Source organism: Aquiflexum balticum DSM 16537 (assembly GCF_900176595.1).
In the GTDB taxonomy this organism is placed as follows: domain Bacteria; phylum Bacteroidota; class Bacteroidia; order Cytophagales; family Cyclobacteriaceae; genus Aquiflexum; species Aquiflexum balticum.
Genome location: NZ_LT838813.1, coordinates 1772901 through 1791025 on the forward strand (window position 1 = coordinate 1772901; position 18125 = coordinate 1791025).

The following is an 18125-nucleotide window of genomic DNA, read 5'->3' on the forward strand; positions in this document are numbered from 1 at the left end:
TTGGATTAATGTTTGACCAGGAGTTTTTCCAACTCTTCCAATGATTTATTCTTAGTTTCGGGTACAGCCCAGATGACAAATATCAGTCCTGCTGCTGCAAAGAGACCATAAATCAAAAAGGTGTAGCTACTTCCAAAGGTATCAAGCTGCCAAGGGAAAAACTGTTGGACCATATAGCTTACGCCCGAATTGATAAATCCAACAAATGAAATCGCCGCGCCTTTTATATTTATTGGGAAAAGTTCGGAAAACAGTACCCACATTACAGGTCCTATTGAAATGGCAAAAGAAGCCACAAAACCCAATATCCCGATCAGAATCAGTGTAGGATTCATCTGTATGGCGGCTGTGATCAGATTGGATTCAAAAGCGATTGCAGACTTATCTCCTAAAGTTGCCCTTATAGCCTCTTTGAAAGTCACGTCACTTGCAAAATTTACATCCATCAGTGGAGCTAATGATTCAGGACTGATTTCTGATGGAAGATCCGAAATGGATTCTTTGGTAAGCTGGTAATTGGCCGTACCAAATCCATAGGCCAATATGCCCATACTGATCGCAATTCCCAAAAGACCTCCAATCAGTAAAGGCCTTCTTCCCAGCTTATCTATAAACAAAATGGCCAAAACCGTAAAGACCAGATTGGTCAATCCTACTAAAATCGCTTGTATAAATGAAGCATCTGTACCTATTCCCGATTGCTCAAATATCATTGGTGCATAGAAGAACACAGAATTTATCCCTGTAATCTGTTGAAGAACTGCTACCACAATACCGATGGCTAGAACTTTTCTATATGCAGGTTTGAAGAATTCCATCAGACTGGCCTCGTCCTTTTTTTCATCTTCATGAAGACTTTTCATAGCTTCCTGAATCTGTTTTTCGGCGTCTTTGATATCAGTAAACTGCTTCATAATAGCCAAGGCCTGATCTGTCTGTCCTTTCATCACCAACCAACGCGGGCTTTTTGGTACAAAAAACAAGCCCCAATAAAACAGGATGGCCGGAAGTAATTCAAGTCCCAACATCCATCGCCAGTTGTATTCATCAAATTTGAGATTCAAAGCCCAAGCGGATTCTGATTGACCAAATTTCAGAATCAGGTAATTGGTGAAAAAGGCAACTGAAATACCAATCACAATATTGAGTTGGTTGAAGGAAACCATTCTTCCCCTCATTGTTGGTGGTGAAATTTCCGCAATATACATTGGGGCCAAAATCAGGGATGCACCGACTCCCAAACCTCCTACCATCCTTGCGACCACCAAAATAAAAAAAGTCGGGGCCAATGCAGATCCAATGGCACTGATGGCATATAGCATGGCTGCTATCTGAAGAACTTTCCTTCGACCGTATTTGTCTGACAAGGGACCGGAAAAAATCATGGCGAGGGTGGCAGTCAGAGTAAGTGAAGCCACTGACCAACCCAATTCAAGTTTGGTCAAGTTAAATTCCGGTTCGATAAATTTGACAACGCCGGAAATTACAGATGCATCAAAACCCATCAAGAATCCCCCTAATGCCACGATTAGTGCAATTTTGATGGTGTAAATTTGGTTCTTAGTCATATGGTTATCTATTCAGGTTGTATTGATTAGTGTATATTTTTTGCAATTCATGTATTAAGAGTACTGCGGAAATAATTCGCAATGATTTTTTAAATGAAAAATAACCCCTGGCAATGCCAAAAAAAGCGCTTAAACCGACATGATTTTTTTTCGGTTTAGCGAATGAACTTTCCAAGAACAGGGGAGTTATTAATTTGGATTTGGGGAAAATAATTTTGGTTAAAAAATTTTTATAGTAAACTTCTTCCTTGCTTACAAGACCTGCATGATTACTCAGGTAAAATTTCCCGAAAACAAATAATTTTAAACCAGAAAAATAAATTTCTTCATTTTGTGCCATAATTGAAATCATTGGGTTTATCGAGCTTTCCAAAGCCAAACAAATTTATTCTATAGCTCAAAATGTACATGCTGAAATACTACATCAATATTACTACAAGGCTGAAATTAAATTACTACAGGTCATTTGAAGCCTTTTTATAAATAGCTCAAAAACTATATTTCTAATCTATCCAAATGTGAGGGATTAAAAAACATTTTTCAAAGGCATAAAGTCATTTATTGCACCTTTTTTCAAGTTAAAGCAAATGGAATTAGAGTCGCATTCTTTTAATATGATTCTTATTTCTGTAACTTTAGGCAAATCGAAATTGACCAAGCGTCATAGATTTTATCAATCAAAAATTTATTTACATAAAAATAATCTTTGCTAATTTAGCTGACATAAATTATAAATTAAATAACCAAATAATACTATGGATTCTTATAACATGAATGAAGGTGATATCAGCAAATGTCCCTTTCACAATGGTCAACTTTCCCAAGCTGCAGGTGCGGGACCAAGAAACCGTGACTGGTGGCCAAATCAATTGAAGCTTAATATCCTACGTCAGCACTCTGCCCTTTCCAATCCTATGGGTGAAGATTTCAACTATGCAGAGGAGTTTAAGTCTTTGAACCTAAATGAGGTTAAAAAAGATATTGCAGAATTACTTCAAACTTCCCAAGACTGGTGGCCAGCTGATTACGGTCATTATGGTCCATTGATGATCAGAATGGCTTGGCATAGTGCAGGTACTTACCGAGTTCAGGATGGCCGTGGCGGTGGAGGATTTGGTACTCAGCGTTTTGCTCCGCTAAACAGTTGGCCCGACAATGCAAATCTGGATAAAGCGCGATTCTTGCTTTGGCCGATAAAGCAAAAATATGGTAAGAAGTTGTCTTGGGCTGATCTGATGATCTTGACCGGTAATGTTGCCCTTGAAACTATGGGTTTTGAGACATATGGTTTTGCTGGTGGACGTAGCGACGTTTGGGAACCCGCAGAAGATGTTTATTGGGGTTCAGAAGGTCAATGGATGGGAGATGACAAAAGATACAGCGGAGAACGGGAATTGGAACAACCTCTTGGAGCCTCCCATATGGGTCTGATTTATGTCAATCCTGAGGGACCTCAAGGCAAGCCAGATCCTGTTGCTGCGGCTCATGACATCCGGGAGACTTTTGGCCGTATGGCTATGAATGACTATGAAACAGTTGCCCTGATAGCAGGTGGTCATACTTTTGGTAAGACTCACGGTGCAGCAGATCCTACCAAGTATGTAGGTCCAGAACCTGAGGGTGCCAGCATAGAAGAGATGGGATTGGGTTGGAAAAACTCTTTTGGTAGTGGAATTGCTGAAAATACCATCACTTCAGGATTAGAAGGTGCATGGACATCAACTCCGACCAAATGGGGTCATGATTACTTCAAATTCCTCTTTGAATACGAATGGGAATTGGTTAAAAGTCCGGCAGGTGCTTTCCAATATGAAGCCAAAAATGCAGAAGCGATTATTCCTGATGCGCATATCCCAGGCAAATTCCACAAACCTTTTATGTTGACAACGGATTTGTCCATGAGGTTTGATCCTGAGTATGAAAAGGTTTCGAGACATTTCTACGAAAATCCCGATGAATTTGCTGATGCTTTTGCTAAAGCTTGGTTCAAATTGACCCATAGAGATATGGGGCCAAAATCCCGCTATTTGGGTCCTGAAGTACCTGCTGAAGATCTGATTTGGCAAGATCCTATACCTGCAGTAGACCATGCCTTGGTGGATGAGAAAGATATTGCAGGATTGAAAGCCAATATTTTAGCTTCTGGACTGACTGTTTCCGAATTGGTTTCCACAGCTTGGGCATCAGCGTCCACTTTCAGAGGTTCTGATAAGAGGGGTGGTGCCAACGGTGCACGTATCCGACTTGAGCCCATGAAAAACTGGTCCGCCAATAACCCTGCTCAGCTTACTAAAGTGTTGGGAACTCTGGAGAGTATCCAAGAGGAGTTCAATGGCACCCAATCAGGAAACAAAAAAGTTTCCCTTGCTGACTTGATCGTATTGGGTGGATGTGCAGCAATAGAGAAAGCCGCTAAAAATGCAGGCCTTGAAATCACCGTACCATTTACTCCGGGAAGAATGGATGCCTCTCAGGAAGAAACTGAGATTGATTCTTTTGCCTTCTTAGAGCCTAAAGCAGATGGATTCCGCAATTATTTCAATGCAAAAAATATGGCCAGTGCTGAGGAAATGTTGGTCGATAAAGCGCAGCTTTTGAATCTGACTGCACCTGAAATGACAGTTTTAGTCGGAGGTCTCCGAGTCTTGAACGCTAACTTTGATAAATCCAAGCACGGTGTATTCACCCAAAATCCTGAGACTTTGTCCAATGACTTCTTTATGAATCTATTGGATATGGGAACAACCTGGAGGGCAACATCTGACGCTCAAAATCTATTCGTAGGAAGTGATAGGGTATCCGGTGAACCTAAATGGACGGCTACCAGAGTTGACTTGATTTTTGGTTCTAATTCAGAATTAAGAGCTATATCTGAAGTCTATGGATGTGCTGATGGTAAAGATAAGTTTGTAAAAGACTTTGTCGCCGCTTGGGACAAAGTGATGAACCTAGATCGATTTGATCTAGTTTGATTTAAAATTCAATCTCCTTGAAGACTGGATAGCTGCCCGCTTTTTTGGGCAGCTATTTTTTTTGTCAAGACTATTTCCTTACACTAGGAAAGGAAGCGGGGTCTTGGCGGAAATGATTCAACAAATTTACCGAAAATCCAAAAAACAGTATTTCGGAGAAAAATTAATGCCGGCATTTGATTTGACAAAATTTAGGCGAAGGGGGAATTTAAAATAGGATTTTTGATTTCTTTTGGTCCTAAATAACAGCCGCAACTCATGATTGTGTTATAGAGTAAATTGTACTCTCTGACCCTTTTATTCTTTGCGAAATTTTAAATATCCTCCTGTAAAATATGAAATTGATGCATCACAACATGTTAAAAATCCGGAGCCTTTGAGTACAAGGGTATTTGGACTTAATTCTATTACCGAATAACTGTCTAAATAATCGTCCCCTCTAAATGTTAGTAGTTGGGATTCCTCATTGTATTCCCAAGGTCCTGTTCGAAAAAAATTATTGGTTTCAAAACCAGGAGGACATTTTGGGTTGTTGCTTTCTCCTTTATATACAATCTTACCTGTGCGGTCATCTAATAAAAATAGCACACTTTGTTTTTTGCATCCATTCCATTGAGAAAACAGGTTATTAGAAGCTTCCCCATCATTATTAATATCGCGAGGCACGCTATCATACCAATCCTCTAGTATCCACTCTCCTTTAATCAATGCTGAAGAATCATCATTGACTGTTGGCGTTTCTTCTGTGCAACTACTCATTGCGATCAGAAATGAAATTAAGCCGATCCTAAATTTTAGCATAATCTTGAATAAATTATTGTCCCTTTAGTTGTTTTGATCCGTGGGTTTATTTTAAATAGATATATGTAATTCCACCAGTAAAATAGTAGCTCAAATGAATACAAGGAAAGATATTTAAATGGCCGTTGCTTTCGTAATCGCAAAGTTACAACTTTACTGCCATTCATTTAAAGAAAACGTCAAATCTTCTTCTTTCTCTTTTACACATTGTTCCAAATTTAAGAAAAGAGCTTAAATTAATGTCTATTCAAATGTAGCAGGTCCAATTTCTTTAAATTTAGTTTAAAGGATGGATTAACCCATAATTGTTATTGCCTACCAAAAAACTTCAGGTATATCATTTTTCTAAATTAAAGCCCGTATTATCCATCTTATTACGTGATGAGGAAGAAACTTTAATTCAAATCCTCGCCATATATTTTTTCAACAATCCCCGCGATTGCTTTTGAATTTGCTTTTTCATAAGGGGAGTCCATCCTAGCAGCCAACCTTTCCAACCCAAAGCTTGTTTTGCCCATTTCCATACATCAAATCGATCAGTATGTTGGATGATTTTACCGTCTTTAAATTTGAAAGAGGCATTTATTTTATTGATCACTTTTCTTTTGTCCGGGCCAAAAATATATTCAGCTTGCCAAAATGCACTTCCTTTTTCGTTCTCAGCTTCCACATTGGAATAAGTGATTTTAATATTTCCCTTGCTTCTTTCAATGAGCATTCTCCACATGGCTTTGGCTTCCTCTCCTTTCAATTGCCCAAAAGCCGGATCTTCGAAGACAATATCATTGTGATAATGTGATACCATCTCAGCTGCTTTTCCTTTTGAAAATGCCTCATAAAAGGCTATTATGATTTTATTATGCTTTTGTGACATAGCCAAAAGTTACAAAATATTTACCATCAATCTGTGCTAATACGGGAAATGCAGGGTTAATAAATTTTCATTCACAGATTTCACGGATTCTCACAGATAGACAATTGGATTCTTCCTGGTTTCAATTCACCCTTGGGATTGTTAAAGAACCTACGCCGGATATTGAAAATATTTCTTTGCGCCTTTGCTGGAACAAACCAAAAAACCTTTTAATCAAAAAACATATGGTACATTTCCATGAGGGGCAACTCTTCCAAAACTTCTTTTTGTGAAACACCCTCAATTTCAGCCCATCTGACCAATCTGACTTTTCCATCCGCAATCTCAATTCCGGAAATACTGTCATCACTGAAACAGCAGCAACCGGCATTGAAATATGTTGGCCGGTATTTTGGTAATTCGGCATCACCAAGTGTGCACTGACTGGGATGCCTTTCGATTCTATTCTCCAATTCATGGATCAATTCCTGGTTTCCCTGAATTTTGGCCTCAGCTAATTGCTCTTTCAAAACTTTGATATGACTGTAAGAATGAAAAATAGGCTGGTGGGTATGCCCAGTCACCAAAACCAGATTTTTTTGTTGCTGACTCCATTCGTACATTAATTTATTGTGCAGCGTTTTTTCTTTTTTAGCTACAGCAGGGGTGTTGATATTGATATCCAAAAAAGACTGTAATGGTCCCCAAATATAGGCTACAATCCAAATGGAGAACTTGCTTCCGTCACTGCGCTTGTCACCCTGATGTCCATGTGTACAGAATACATCGATATATTCCCCATTTGCGTATTTCACCCGCACTACGATTCCTCCATAAATATTTATGGCTTTGTCATAAATTTCCCTAAGGTACATTTTTGAAAAGGGATCTATTTTCCAAAACAAGTCATGGTTACCATAAATTTTAAAGAAAGCATTTCGATCAATAAATTTCTTTTCAGCCTCGAAAGTTGCTTTGTTATGCTGCATGATGGAAAAGATGTTGAACTTCCAGAATTCTTCCGAATCACCTAAATTCACATAAAAAGCTCCCTTTTCATTGTAATAATCAAGTGCCGCCAAGTAGTTTTTTTCCGCATTTCGGAATTCATCCCTTCCTTTTCGGTTGCCCTTGTGTACATCACTCAGGATGATAAAGTCATTGACCCGCATATCCAAGTGGTACAATGCCCCGTCGGCTGGATTTGGGTTTTGGGTGATGTCCTCATAGATTTCGGTCAGTCTCTTAAACACAAATTCCCTATCTGGAGAAGTAGATACTTTTTTGGAAAACCAGATGATCGGCTTTCTTAGTACATAAACAATTGGAGCTTTGATCCAAGCTAACAACTTTTCCAACATTAAACAGCTTGTTAAAAATGGGTATTGGGTATGGGATACAAATTATGGATTTTTATTTATTTGAACCCAGTTTTGTGTGTGCAATTCACCAATGAATTTAAGGTTCAATCAATACCCTGTAGGAATCGTAAAGAATCAGGATGTCTTCCACGTAATTCACTGCTAAATGACCCTTGGCATAACCGCTTTTCACGACCGGATCCAAATAGTAGTCAGGATTTGTTTTCAGTTTCAAAAAGTGGGATACATCATTCCAAATCTGCGGGTTTTTACTGTATTTTCTTGTAAGCTTCCAAGCATCAAGGACGTGCCCATGCCCTACGTTATAGGAAGCTAAAATGAATTTGATTCTTTCATTATTTTCCGGAACCCGCTCTCTCCAAAATTTATCCAGGTATTTGAGGTAGTTTACCCCTCCCATAAGACTTTCCAAAGGGTCGTTGGGATTTTCGACTCCAAACCTTTCTAATGTGACAGGCATCAATTGGAGCAGCCCTGTAGCTCCTGCATAAGAAGTTGCTGTGGTGTCAAATCTGGATTCTTTGTAAATCAACGAAGCCAGCAATCTCCAATCCCATCCCAGATTATCAGCACCTTTTTTAATTATATCATCGAAGGGAGAAATACTGTTGCCTGCCAGTGATGAAAAAGGACTGTTTGTTCTAAAATAGCTGTTCTTGGAATTTTGAAAATATTTGGCGTAAAGTGTTCTGATGTATCCCGTCTTGTCTTTACTTTTTATCCATTTATTGATTTCTTCCTCCAATAACGGTGAATTTTTTCTTATAGCCCACGCAACATCTTCCTTAGGGCTAATTTCCATATTAATGTCCAGATCAGGGTAATAAGTTGAATTGACCAAGGCAACCACCTTGTCGACTACGGTATATTCTATTTCATCTTTTACTACTCTGTTGATGAAATAATCACTATCCCCTTTTTCTTCAATGATACTAAAAGAAATTCCCAGATTTCTTTGAAGGGAGCAAAGTTGCGATTTAAATATGGCGTCTTTCTGAATAAAAACTGTTTTATCTTCCAGTTCAATTGGTTTGGTCAAAGCGTCTGACCTTTTTTGCTGAACCAATACAGTGCCCATACTCCCTAATGGCACAGTGAAATTAGCAAATTTCTTTCTTTCCTCACTGACAGCAAAATTCATGGCGATGATATCTGCCTTCCCTTTGTTCAATAATTGAAATGCTTCCCCAATATCAGATTTGATAATCAGATGCAACCTGACCCCTAAAGTTGAGGCAAGATTCTTCAACAGCTCAAATTCATAGCCCATCCTTCGGCCACGATATATGTAATAACTTGTAGAGGAATTATCCACAATGGCACGGATAAAGCCTCTTTTTTTGATTTCATCTAAGTCCAGTTGTGCCGGATTTTCCCAGAAATCCTCTTCCACATTTTCTGTTCTTTCTAAAAATGAACATTGAAATCCAAAAATTGAAAATACCAATAAAAGTAGTAGGCTGATAACTGTTTTTTTCATCCTTTGACTGCCACCTAAGCGACTTTGTTCTTTGCAAATATCGAACAAAGCAAATTATATACCAAACTTTTTTGGTTACGAAATACATTTTTATGTATAAAAAAATTGAATAAAGCCTTTTCTGCTACAATAAGCGGGTTTTTGGGATTGAATTATTTTTTAAAATCCCAAGCGAAATTCCTCAAAACTTTCCTGAAAATATATTCTGCCTGACAGCCTCATCAATTCAATCTCCATTTCTTTGATATTAAAAAGGGCAGTAAGCAACCTGTTTTCAGCTGTAAGAAGGTTGACCTGGGCATCTCTGAATTGGAGATAGTCGGAAATTCCCAACCTGAATCGCTCCAAGGCAATGTCGGCATTCTCTATGGCAGTTTTATAATTTGAATATTCAATATCCAGTAATTTGATATTGGTATTATAGGTATTATAAGCTCGCTGAATATCAGATACCATTAATATTTCAAGGTCCTGCAAAGCATATTCAGCATTTAGCTTTTCGACCCTGGCGTTTTGGATTCTTCTATTGAGTGTAAAGCCGCTGAATAAATTGAGTGAGGCTGTTAGTCCATAGTTAAAGCCTGTCCTTTGGTTTAACAATAGGAAACCCGCTTCAGAGGTAAATGTGTTTCTGTTAAAAGATGCATTAAGATTTATTTGAGGAAGTCTTTCAGCCTGTGTTTCCTTTAGTGCCAGAAAGGCAACATTTTCCATTCGCTGGGTTGCCAGGTATTGTTTGTTATTCAAATAGGCATTTTCCAGGAGATCTTCCAAAAGAAGGTTCTTATCTACAGTAATGGTATCTTTGACAGAAAATTCTCTGTCAGGTGTAAGAGCTAAAAGTTCATTGAGATTGATACGTGCGTTCTGAATAATCAGGTCTTGGTTTACCAATAGGGATAAATCCGAATTGTAATCGACCTGAGCGGTCAAATAGTCTCTTTTTCCGGCACCCCCCAAATCATATTGTGCCTTGGCAATATCTAATCTTGATTGGGACAATTCAAGGGTAGTTTCCAGAACTTTGTGGCGCTGAAGTTCCAATACCAATCTATAATAGGCTGAAGAAATTGCCGCTACAGTATTTTCCACCAAGACTTTTGCCTGCAATTCACTGACTTCGGCTAACTTGCCCAATCGCTGAACAGTAAAAATAGCTTCAGGTCTAAACCCGTAAAACCCCACTAGAGAATAGTTTTCATTTTCAGTTCTTGCCCCGGGAATCTCATTGGGTTCAGGAGAATTTGCAAATTGCTGCTTAACATCATCCTTATTAAAAGAATTAAGAAAATTTCCTGTCAGGGTTGGCATAAAAAAAGTACCTACTCCGATCTTGACATCCCGTTCTGCGATGACTACATTATTGGACGCAATCTTGATACCATAATTCCTTTCAAGACCTATGAGCACTGCTTTTTCCAAGTCAAGAGGTTCTGTTCCTTGGGCAAATACAAATGAAAAGCTAAGTCCAGTAAGGGCGAATGTTAAAAGTAGTTTTCTCATTATACTCGTGCTAATCTTCCTGTTTTTGAAGTTAAATAAGTGTAAACTGCGGGGATGATAAACAGGGTCAGTATGGTGGCAAATGTCAAACCTCCAATAACTGCTACTCCCATAGGAACCCTGCTTTCGGCCCCTGCGCCTAGGGCAAGTGCAATAGGTAGAATTCCCAGAATAGTCGATAAACTGGTCATCAAAATTGGCCTGAACCTAGCGGCTGCAGCACCGATGATAGCTTCATCGATAGGCATACCCTGGGCTTTTCTCTGATTTGCAAATTCGACAATCAAAATACCGTTTTTGGTCACCAGTCCTATGAGCATGATGATTCCGATTTGACTGAATATGCTCAACGTGAAATCGAAAATCCAAAGGGAAAATAATGCGCCGAATATTGCCAGGGGAACTGTAAACATAATGGTCAAGGGATCCAAAAAGCTTTCGAATTGGGCTGAAAGGACCAAGTAGATCAGGACCAGCGCAAAGATGAAAGCAAAGATCAGGCTGTTTGAACTTTCACGGAATTCTTTTGAAAGACCAGCCACATCAGTGCTATATGATTCATCCAATACTTCTGCTGCTATTCTGTCCATTTCGTCCAAACCGCTTCCGATGGTATAGCCAGGAACCAATCCTGCCGAAACCGTTGCACTTACGAATCTATTGAACCTATAAAGCTGGGGCGGGGTACTTTTTTCTTTGATAGTGACCAAATTATCCAATTGTACCAATTCGCCATTATTTGCCCTAACATAAAGCATTCTTAGATTAACAGGTTCATTTCTATCTTGGATCTGCATTTCCCCTACCACTTGATATTGTTTCCCGTTCATAATAAAATAGGCGAACCTTTGGCCGGAATAAGACAGTTGGAGTGTACGTGCAATTTCCTGAACAGAAACACCGATGTTTTGGGCTTTTGCTCTATCTATTTCTATTTCTATTTCGGGTTTCGTGAATTTAAGGTTGATGTCCGAAAAACTGAAAACCTGGCTTTGTCCCACCTTTTCCATAAATTCAGGGATGACTTCTTTCAGTTTATCCAATGTTGGGGCCTGAATTACATATTGAACAGGCAGACCACCTCTTCGGTCTCCTATGGATTGCGGCTGCGTTGCAAAAGCCCTTACTGCAGTAAATTTTGACAGAATTTTGTTTACCTGTTCGTAAATCTCCTGTTGGGACCTTTCACGTTCAGATGCATCTTTTAATATAACCCTCAGAAATCCTGAATTTGTACTTGCTGTTCCAAAACCAGGTGAAGTGACAGTTATAATACCCTCTCTTTCCTTTTCAGGAATCTGATCCATGAATTCAACGGTCATTTCATCGATCACTTTATCCATATAATCAAAAGTCGCACCTTCGGGACCTGAAAGGTTGACTCTCATTTCTCCCCGATCCTCTGTAGGAGCAAGTTCTGTCGGAATTACTTGAATCAGTTGATAGATTCCAAAACCCATAACTATGATGAGTACGAAAGAAACCCACCGGACTTTCATAAATGAATTTAAGGAATTGTTGAATTTGAGATTCAGCCAAACAAAAATCGGTTCGGTTTTGGAGTAAAGCCAGTTTTGTTTTGCTCTTTTCTTAAGAAGCTTTGAACTTAACATTGGAGTCATAGTCAAGGCTACAAAAGAAGAAATGATAACTGCCCCTGCTACTACGATACCAAATTCCCTGAAAAGCCTTCCTGTAGTACCTGTTAAAAATATCACCGGAAGGAAAACAGCTGCCAAGGCTACTGTGGTAGCAATGACGGCAAAGAAAATCTCTTCAGCACCTTTTTCAGCTGCGATATCAGGACTTTCTCCTTTTTCTATCCTTGTGTAAATGTTTTCCAAAACGACAATGGCATCATCTACTACCAGACCAATTGAAAGCACAATTCCCAAAAGTGTCAATACATTGATGGAAAAGTCCATGAGGTACATGATAAAAAACACTCCTATCAAAGAAATAGGAATGGTTAATACTGGAATAAATGTCGTCCTCCAATCTCTCAGGAATAAAAATATGATGGTCACAACCAAAATGAATGCTACAAAAATTGTTTGTTGGACTTCACTTATTGAATTCCTGATGTACTTGGTGGAATCGAAGCCAATATCCAAAAGAACATCATCAGGCAGATCTTTTTTGATAAATTCCAATCTTCGGTAAAACTCATCTAAAATTTCTATGGTATTTGACCCGGGCAAAGGTACCAAAACCACCCCTACCATTGGTATACCGTCTCTTTTCAGTACTGTCCTCTCATTCAAGGCTGCCATCTCAGCTTTTCCGACATCCTGAAATTTTACTATGTTGTTTTGATCTTCCTTGATAATCAGGTTGTTGAATTCCTGAGGGGAACTTAACCTACTTTTGGTCCTCACGGAAAGTTCAATAGCGGAACCTTCAATCCTGCCTGAAGGTAGCTCCACATTCTCACTCTGCACTTTGTTCAGGACATCCAAAGGTGTGACGCCATAAGAAGCCATCCTCAAAGGATCCATTCTCAGCCGGATAGCATATTGTTTTTCTCCCCAAATCTGAACTCTACTGACCCCCGGAATGGTCTGTAACCTTTCTTTGAAAATGTTATTGGCAATATCTGATAGTTCCAAAAGTGTCCTTCTGTCGCTTTGTACATTCAAAAACACTATTGGTTGAGAATCTGCATCAGCCTTAGATACTACAGGAGGTTCTGTGTCAGGTGGAAGGCTTCGCTGTGCACCGGATACTTTATCCCTTACATCATTTGCGGCGGCTTCCAAATCAGCTCCTACATCAAATTCCACGGTTATGTTGCTTGTACCATCATTACTCGTTGACGTAAGTGATTTGATTCCTGCTATCCCGTTGATAGCTTCTTCCAGAGGTTCAGTAATTTGTGCCTCAATAACATCGGCATTGGCACCAACGTAGGAAGTCCTTACATTGATGATAGGAGGATCCACACTGGGGAATTCCCTGATTCCCAAAAAACTTATACCAATAATGCCAAAAAGCAAAATGGTAAGTGACATCACGATGGCCAATACAGGCCTTCTGATACTGATGGTTGATAAACTTGCCATGATCAGTTAATTTTATTGTAGTTCACAGACATTCCTGTTCTTACTTGTAATACTCCGGTGGTCAACACCAAATCACCTTCTTTCAACCCGCCAAGGATCTGAACATGACTTTCAGTCCGGGTACCAATCGACACTTGCCGCTCTTCTACTTTTTTATCCTGATTCACGATATAAACTTTATATCCGTTCAATTCAGGAATAATGGCTTCTGCGGGAACCATTAACGCATTTTCTTCAACACCCAAAATATATTTGATTCTTACAAACATACCGGGCAGGAATCTTTTGTTTCTGTTTGGACTTTCTGCCCTTATTTTTAGGGTTCTGGTACTGGCATCGATGTTGGGTTCAAACGCGTATACAATACCCTCTGCTTCCTCAACTCCTGCTTCTGTAGAAAAATTTATTTTTGAACCAGGCTTGACTTGATTCGCATACCTTTCGGGAATGGAGAATTCAATTTTGATAGGATCAATATTGATGATACTGACTATGGCATCGTTGGTACCAATCACACTTCCTTCTGAAATCTGCCTCAATCCCAAAACCCCATCAAAAGGAGCGCGGATCACAGTTTTACTCAATTGGGCCTCCAACAGCTTTAAATCCGATAAGTTTGTGTTAAACTGGTTCAGTACAATGTCATACTCTTCCTGACTGATTGCTTCTTTAGCCAACAATTGTTTTTGACGGTTCTCCTGACTTTCAAATAACTTCTTCGTAAACTCCAGTTTTTGGTATTGTGCTTTGAGTTCGTCATCATTCAAATAAACCAAAGGAGTTCCTTTTTTTACAAATTCACCTTCTTTGAAAGCAATTCTAAGGATTAGACCTGAAATTTCTGACCTGAGTGAAACAATTTCATTTGGGATGATTGTGCCTGTAATGCTCAGGTTATTTTCCAATCTTTCAGGACGTAACTCTACCACATTCACCGGCAGTGTTGCCGCTTGACCTCCCCCTGATTGTCCTGCTGAAACTGCTGAAGTTTCTTTTTTTAGCCCAAAAATCTCATTTCTTCTTGGATAAATGAATATTACAGCTATTACTGCAATGATCACAAAGGTTAAAATTATTTTTGTAGTGTTTTTCATTCTTAGTGCGCAAATGAATTTTGATGGGGTTGATTTAGATTTCTAAGAAATTCCAGTGAAAGTTGGTTGAATTTTTCCGGTTGCTCCACATTAACAACATGGCCACATGCTTTGACAATTTTCAGAAGGGAAAGTTTATGCTCTTTTACAATTTTTTTTACGGGTTCCAAAAACATGATATCTTCTTCTCCCATGATATATAAAGTAGGAATGGCAAGGTCTTTTTCTTTGAAATACTTGAGTATGGGATTGATATCCTTTGTCATTTTAAACCAACGGATAAACTCTTTCTGACAAAGCCGCTTGGCTTCTCGGATAAACAGATTTCTGGACTCTGAATGGTGTTTGCGTGGCATGATAATCCAAGCAAAAAGACTGTACAACCACATAAAAGGTACTACACTTTTAAAGGTATTTCCCAAATACACCAATACCCTCGAAGTAATATTGAGTCTTGTAATCGCCCCTGCCATCACTAAGGAACGGACTCTTTGGGGTTCCATTTCAGCCAATTGTCTGGCAAGGATGGTGCCTAAGGACACACCCATAAAATGTGCAGGAGGAATGTCAAGATGGTCCAATACCTCAATAATGTCCTTGGTTACAGCAGGGAAAGTATATTCTTCCTTCCAGATATTTTTGATAGCGTCTACCGATTTCCCATGTCCCCTCAAGTCTATCAACAACAAGTTGAAATCTTTCCTGAAATCCCGGATCTGTTTGTGCCAAACAACAGATGAACCACCTGCGCCATGAATAAATACCACCCATTCCCTGCTTGAGGAGTGCTTATATGCTTTATAAAACAACATGCTTTTTTTCATTTGTTCCCGCTTATAACCTTGGATAGGTATAGATAGTTATTCAACCGAAAGCTAGTGGCTTTCGTTCTGCTTTAAAATGAAATAAACATAGGTGGTGTTTGAGGTCTATCAGTGGTCGGAGAAGCGAGATGCGAGAAGCGAGATTTTAGAAAAAAGAGACAAAACCTGTCCCGATGCATATCGGGAGACAAGAACCAAAGCCTGTCCCGATGCATATCGGGGAGATAAGACTCGAGGGTTGAAATACGAAATCTAAAATCTTAATTCTACCCTCCCCCTGTACTTGGTACTTGGTTCATTTTACTTAGTACTTCCTAACTTTACCCTTCATTCTTTATCCTTTGTCCCTTCCTCAAAGCTTCCTTTTGATAAAATCCGTCATCATCGAATACAAATGCCAAGAGGTATTGCCTCCTGAAATGCTGTGGTTTCGGTTGGGGTAGTACATGGTTTCAAACTGCTTATCTGCCTTGATCAGGGCATCCACCAAATCTACAGCATTTTGGAAATGGACATTGTCATCCCCTGTACCGTGGATAAGTAGCAGGTTTCCTTTCAGTTTGTTGACATGGGTGATGGGGCTGTTGTCATCATAACCGGCTGCATTTAATTGAGGTGTCTGTAAATATCTTTCTGTATAAATGGTATCATAATATCTCCAGGTAGTCACAGGGGCTACTGCAATAGCGGCTTTAAATACATCATTACCCACCATCAAAGCCAAAGAGGACATATATCCGCCATAGGACCAACCCCAAATCCCGATTCTGGATTTGTCAACAAACGGAAGTGTTCCTAAAAATTTCGCCCCAGCAATTTGATCTTCTGTTTCGATTTTCCCCAGATTGGCATAGGTAAGATGTTTGAAGTCACGCCCTCTTGCCCCGGTTCCCCTATTATCTACGCAAACTACAATGTATCCTTCTGAGGCTAAATGTTGGTGCCAGAAATCCCTTGTTCCGCCCCATGAATTGGTGACATTTTGTGAGCCAGGCCCTCCGTAAACATACATGAGAACAGGATATTTTTTGCTTTCATCAAAGTCTGCGGGTTTGATCATATAGGCATTCAAGGAAGTTCCATCCACCGTATTGAAGCTGAAAAACTCCTTAGGAGAGATTGCAAAATTCCCGATTTTGGCCTTTAATTCCTGATTGTCTTCCAATACTTTGACCAACTTTCCTGAGGATTCATTGAGGGTCACTTTGAGAGGGCTGCTTGTATTGGAGAAGTTGGCGATATAGTATTTAAAGTCCTTGCTCATATTGATGGTAAAGGTTCCTTTTTCCGGTGTAAGGATTTTTTTCCCTTTTCCATCCATATTGATCACATAGAGGTTTCTCTCGAGGGGTGACACTTCGGTGGAGATATAATAGATTTTTTTTGATTTTTCATCCAATCCTACCAATCTGCTTACTTCCCAATTTCCTTTGGTGATCTGTCTGATCAATTTCCCCTGCTTGTCATGGTGGTAAATGTGCTTAAAACCATCCTGTTCAGAAGTCCGGATAAATCCCTTGTTACCTTCCAGGAACCTGAGGTCATCATTGTAATTCAGGTCCACATAAGTTTCAGATTTTTCAGTCAGTATCAAATTTGTTTCTCCAGTCTGCGCATTAGCATAAAATAGGTCCAATTGATTTTGGAGTCTATTCAATTTCAAAAAAGCCAAAGTATTGTTATCACCCGTCCAATAAATTCTGGGTAGGTATATATCTTTTTCAGAACCTGAGTTCACGGCAACTGTATTTTTACTGTTTAAGTCATAAATATGGATGCTCACTTCAGCATTTTTTTCTCCCGCTTTTGGGTACTTGAACCTGTAATCTTCAGGATATAATTTGCCCCAAGTTTGCATGTTGAATTCGGGAACTTCAGATTCATCGAATCGGATAAAGGCAATTTTGCTGCCATCCGGTGACCAATCAAAGGCTTTGGACATGGAAAACTCTTCTTCATACACCCAATCCGCTGCACCGTTGATGATATGGTTCCATTTTCCATCGGTGGTAATTTGGGTTACTTGGCCATTGGCAAGTTCGGCTATATATAGGTTATTATCCTTGACAAATGCGACTTTTTCGTTGTCGGGAGAAAGGGTGGCATACATGATTTTTTCCCCGTTCATAAGTTTTTGTGTATTCCCGGATTGGAGGTCGATCACATGAAAAATCCCTTTACTCGATCTTCTATAAATACTTTCAACATCAGAAGCAACCAAAGCCTTGGTCTCATCCGGATTGAAAGCATAACTGGAAAAATTGATTCCCAAAGCTCCTCCATCTATCAGGACTCCTGCTTCTTCTCCCGTGGCAACATTTATTTTGACCACTTTTGGACCGCTCAATCCTCTTTGCAATGAACTGTAAAACTGTCCATCTTTCATCCAATTGATCCCATTGACTGATTTTTGGGAAAAGTTGTTGGATTTGAAGACATCTTCAAGACTGACTTTCTTTTTTTGTTGGGCAAGTGCCAAACCACTCCATAGGATAGAAATGATCAGAAGGGTAGATTTGATTGTATTCATTTAAGGCTTAGTTTTAAATAGATTTCAAAAGTAGAAAAAATGGAATGAAGCAAAAA

At 39.3% G+C, this 18125-nt stretch carries 12 protein-coding genes; 1 reads left to right on the forward strand and 11 read right to left on the reverse strand.

What is annotated here, in order from left to right:
- Nucleotides 1-5: 5 nt before the first annotated feature.
- Together B9A52_RS07590 and B9A52_RS07595 are read right to left on the reverse strand one after the other, a co-directional pair.
- Entirely contained in the window at nucleotides 6-1568 is a 1563-nt protein-coding gene (locus B9A52_RS07590) for a sugar porter family MFS transporter (RefSeq protein WP_157370102.1), read from the reverse strand.
- A gap of 4 nt (nucleotides 1569-1572) precedes the next feature.
- Entirely contained in the window at nucleotides 1573-1908 is a 336-nt protein-coding gene (locus B9A52_RS07595; RefSeq protein WP_157370103.1) for a hypothetical protein, read from the reverse strand.
- Between the two features lie 415 nt (nucleotides 1909-2323).
- Here B9A52_RS07595 and katG point away from each other — a divergent pair, with 415 nt between their 5' ends.
- The gene (gene katG / locus B9A52_RS07600; RefSeq protein ID WP_084119738.1) at nucleotides 2324-4540 is read left to right on the forward strand and encodes a catalase/peroxidase HPI; all 2217 of its coding nucleotides are present in this window, start codon (nucleotides 2324-2326) and stop codon (nucleotides 4538-4540) included.
- Nucleotides 4541-4837: 297 nt separating this feature from the next.
- Here katG and B9A52_RS07605 read toward each other — a convergent pair whose 3' ends face one another.
- From B9A52_RS07605 to B9A52_RS07645, 9 genes are all read right to left on the reverse strand, one after another.
- The gene (locus B9A52_RS07605; RefSeq protein WP_172805184.1) at nucleotides 4838-5299 is read right to left on the reverse strand and encodes a lipocalin family protein; all 462 of its coding nucleotides are present in this window, start codon (nucleotides 5297-5299) and stop codon (nucleotides 4838-4840) included.
- Between the two features lie 442 nt (nucleotides 5300-5741).
- The gene (locus B9A52_RS07610; RefSeq protein ID WP_084119740.1) at nucleotides 5742-6215 is read right to left on the reverse strand and encodes a nuclear transport factor 2 family protein; all 474 of its coding nucleotides are present in this window, start codon (nucleotides 6213-6215) and stop codon (nucleotides 5742-5744) included.
- A 209-nt stretch (nucleotides 6216-6424) separates the two neighbouring features.
- A complete protein-coding gene (locus B9A52_RS07615; protein ID WP_084119741.1) occupies nucleotides 6425-7555 on the reverse strand; it encodes a metallophosphoesterase in 1131 nt (376 codons plus the stop codon).
- A gap of 97 nt (nucleotides 7556-7652) precedes the next feature.
- A complete protein-coding gene (locus tag B9A52_RS07620; RefSeq protein ID WP_084119742.1) occupies nucleotides 7653-9056 on the reverse strand; it encodes an MltF family protein in 1404 nt (467 codons plus the stop codon).
- Between the two features lie 159 nt (nucleotides 9057-9215).
- A complete protein-coding gene (locus B9A52_RS07625) occupies nucleotides 9216-10559 on the reverse strand; it encodes a TolC family protein (protein ID WP_084119743.1) in 1344 nt (447 codons plus the stop codon).
- The gene (locus B9A52_RS07630) at nucleotides 10559-13621 is read right to left on the reverse strand and encodes an efflux RND transporter permease subunit (RefSeq protein WP_084119744.1); all 3063 of its coding nucleotides are present in this window, start codon (nucleotides 13619-13621) and stop codon (nucleotides 10559-10561) included. Before B9A52_RS07630 ends, B9A52_RS07625 begins: the two co-directional genes overlap by 1 nt.
- Nucleotides 13622-13623: 2 nt before the next feature.
- A complete protein-coding gene (locus tag B9A52_RS07635; RefSeq protein ID WP_084119745.1) occupies nucleotides 13624-14715 on the reverse strand; it encodes an efflux RND transporter periplasmic adaptor subunit in 1092 nt (363 codons plus the stop codon).
- A 2-nt stretch (nucleotides 14716-14717) separates the two neighbouring features.
- Nucleotides 14718-15527, reverse strand: a complete 810-nt coding sequence (locus B9A52_RS07640) for an alpha/beta fold hydrolase (RefSeq protein ID WP_084123432.1) — start codon at nucleotides 15525-15527, stop codon at nucleotides 14718-14720.
- A 364-nt stretch (nucleotides 15528-15891) separates the two neighbouring features.
- Complete coding sequence (locus B9A52_RS07645; RefSeq protein ID WP_084119746.1) at nucleotides 15892-18069, reverse strand: S9 family peptidase; 2178 nt, start codon at nucleotides 18067-18069, stop codon at nucleotides 15892-15894.
- Between the last annotated feature and the right edge of the window lie 56 nt (nucleotides 18070-18125).

What these genes read in the sequence shown, in the direction of transcription:
- B9A52_RS07590 (WP_157370102.1), bottom strand. Translation starts at nt 1,568, where the DNA reads ATGACTAAGAACCAAATTTACACCATCAAAATTGCACTAATCGTGGCA.
- B9A52_RS07595 (WP_157370103.1), bottom strand. Translation starts at nt 1,908, where the DNA reads ATGGCACAAAATGAAGAAATTTATTTTTCTGGTTTAAAATTATTTGTT.
- katG (WP_084119738.1), top strand. Translation starts at nt 2,324, where the DNA reads ATGGATTCTTATAACATGAATGAAGGTGATATCAGCAAATGTCCCTTT.
- B9A52_RS07605 (WP_172805184.1), bottom strand. Translation starts at nt 5,299, where the DNA reads ATGAGTAGTTGCACAGAAGAAACGCCAACAGTCAATGATGATTCTTCA.
- B9A52_RS07610 (WP_084119740.1), bottom strand. Translation starts at nt 6,215, where the DNA reads ATGTCACAAAAGCATAATAAAATCATAATAGCCTTTTATGAGGCATTT.
- B9A52_RS07615 (WP_084119741.1), bottom strand. Translation starts at nt 7,555, where the DNA reads ATGTTGGAAAAGTTGTTAGCTTGGATCAAAGCTCCAATTGTTTATGTA.
- B9A52_RS07620 (WP_084119742.1), bottom strand. Translation starts at nt 9,056, where the DNA reads ATGAAAAAAACAGTTATCAGCCTACTACTTTTATTGGTATTTTCAATT.
- B9A52_RS07625 (WP_084119743.1), bottom strand. Translation starts at nt 10,559, where the DNA reads ATGAGAAAACTACTTTTAACATTCGCCCTTACTGGACTTAGCTTTTCA.
- B9A52_RS07630 (WP_084119744.1), bottom strand. Translation starts at nt 13,621, where the DNA reads ATGGCAAGTTTATCAACCATCAGTATCAGAAGGCCTGTATTGGCCATC.
- B9A52_RS07635 (WP_084119745.1), bottom strand. Translation starts at nt 14,715, where the DNA reads ATGAAAAACACTACAAAAATAATTTTAACCTTTGTGATCATTGCAGTA.
- B9A52_RS07640 (WP_084123432.1), bottom strand. Translation starts at nt 15,527, where the DNA reads ATGTTGTTTTATAAAGCATATAAGCACTCCTCAAGCAGGGAATGGGTG.
- B9A52_RS07645 (WP_084119746.1), bottom strand. Translation starts at nt 18,069, where the DNA reads ATGAATACAATCAAATCTACCCTTCTGATCATTTCTATCCTATGGAGT.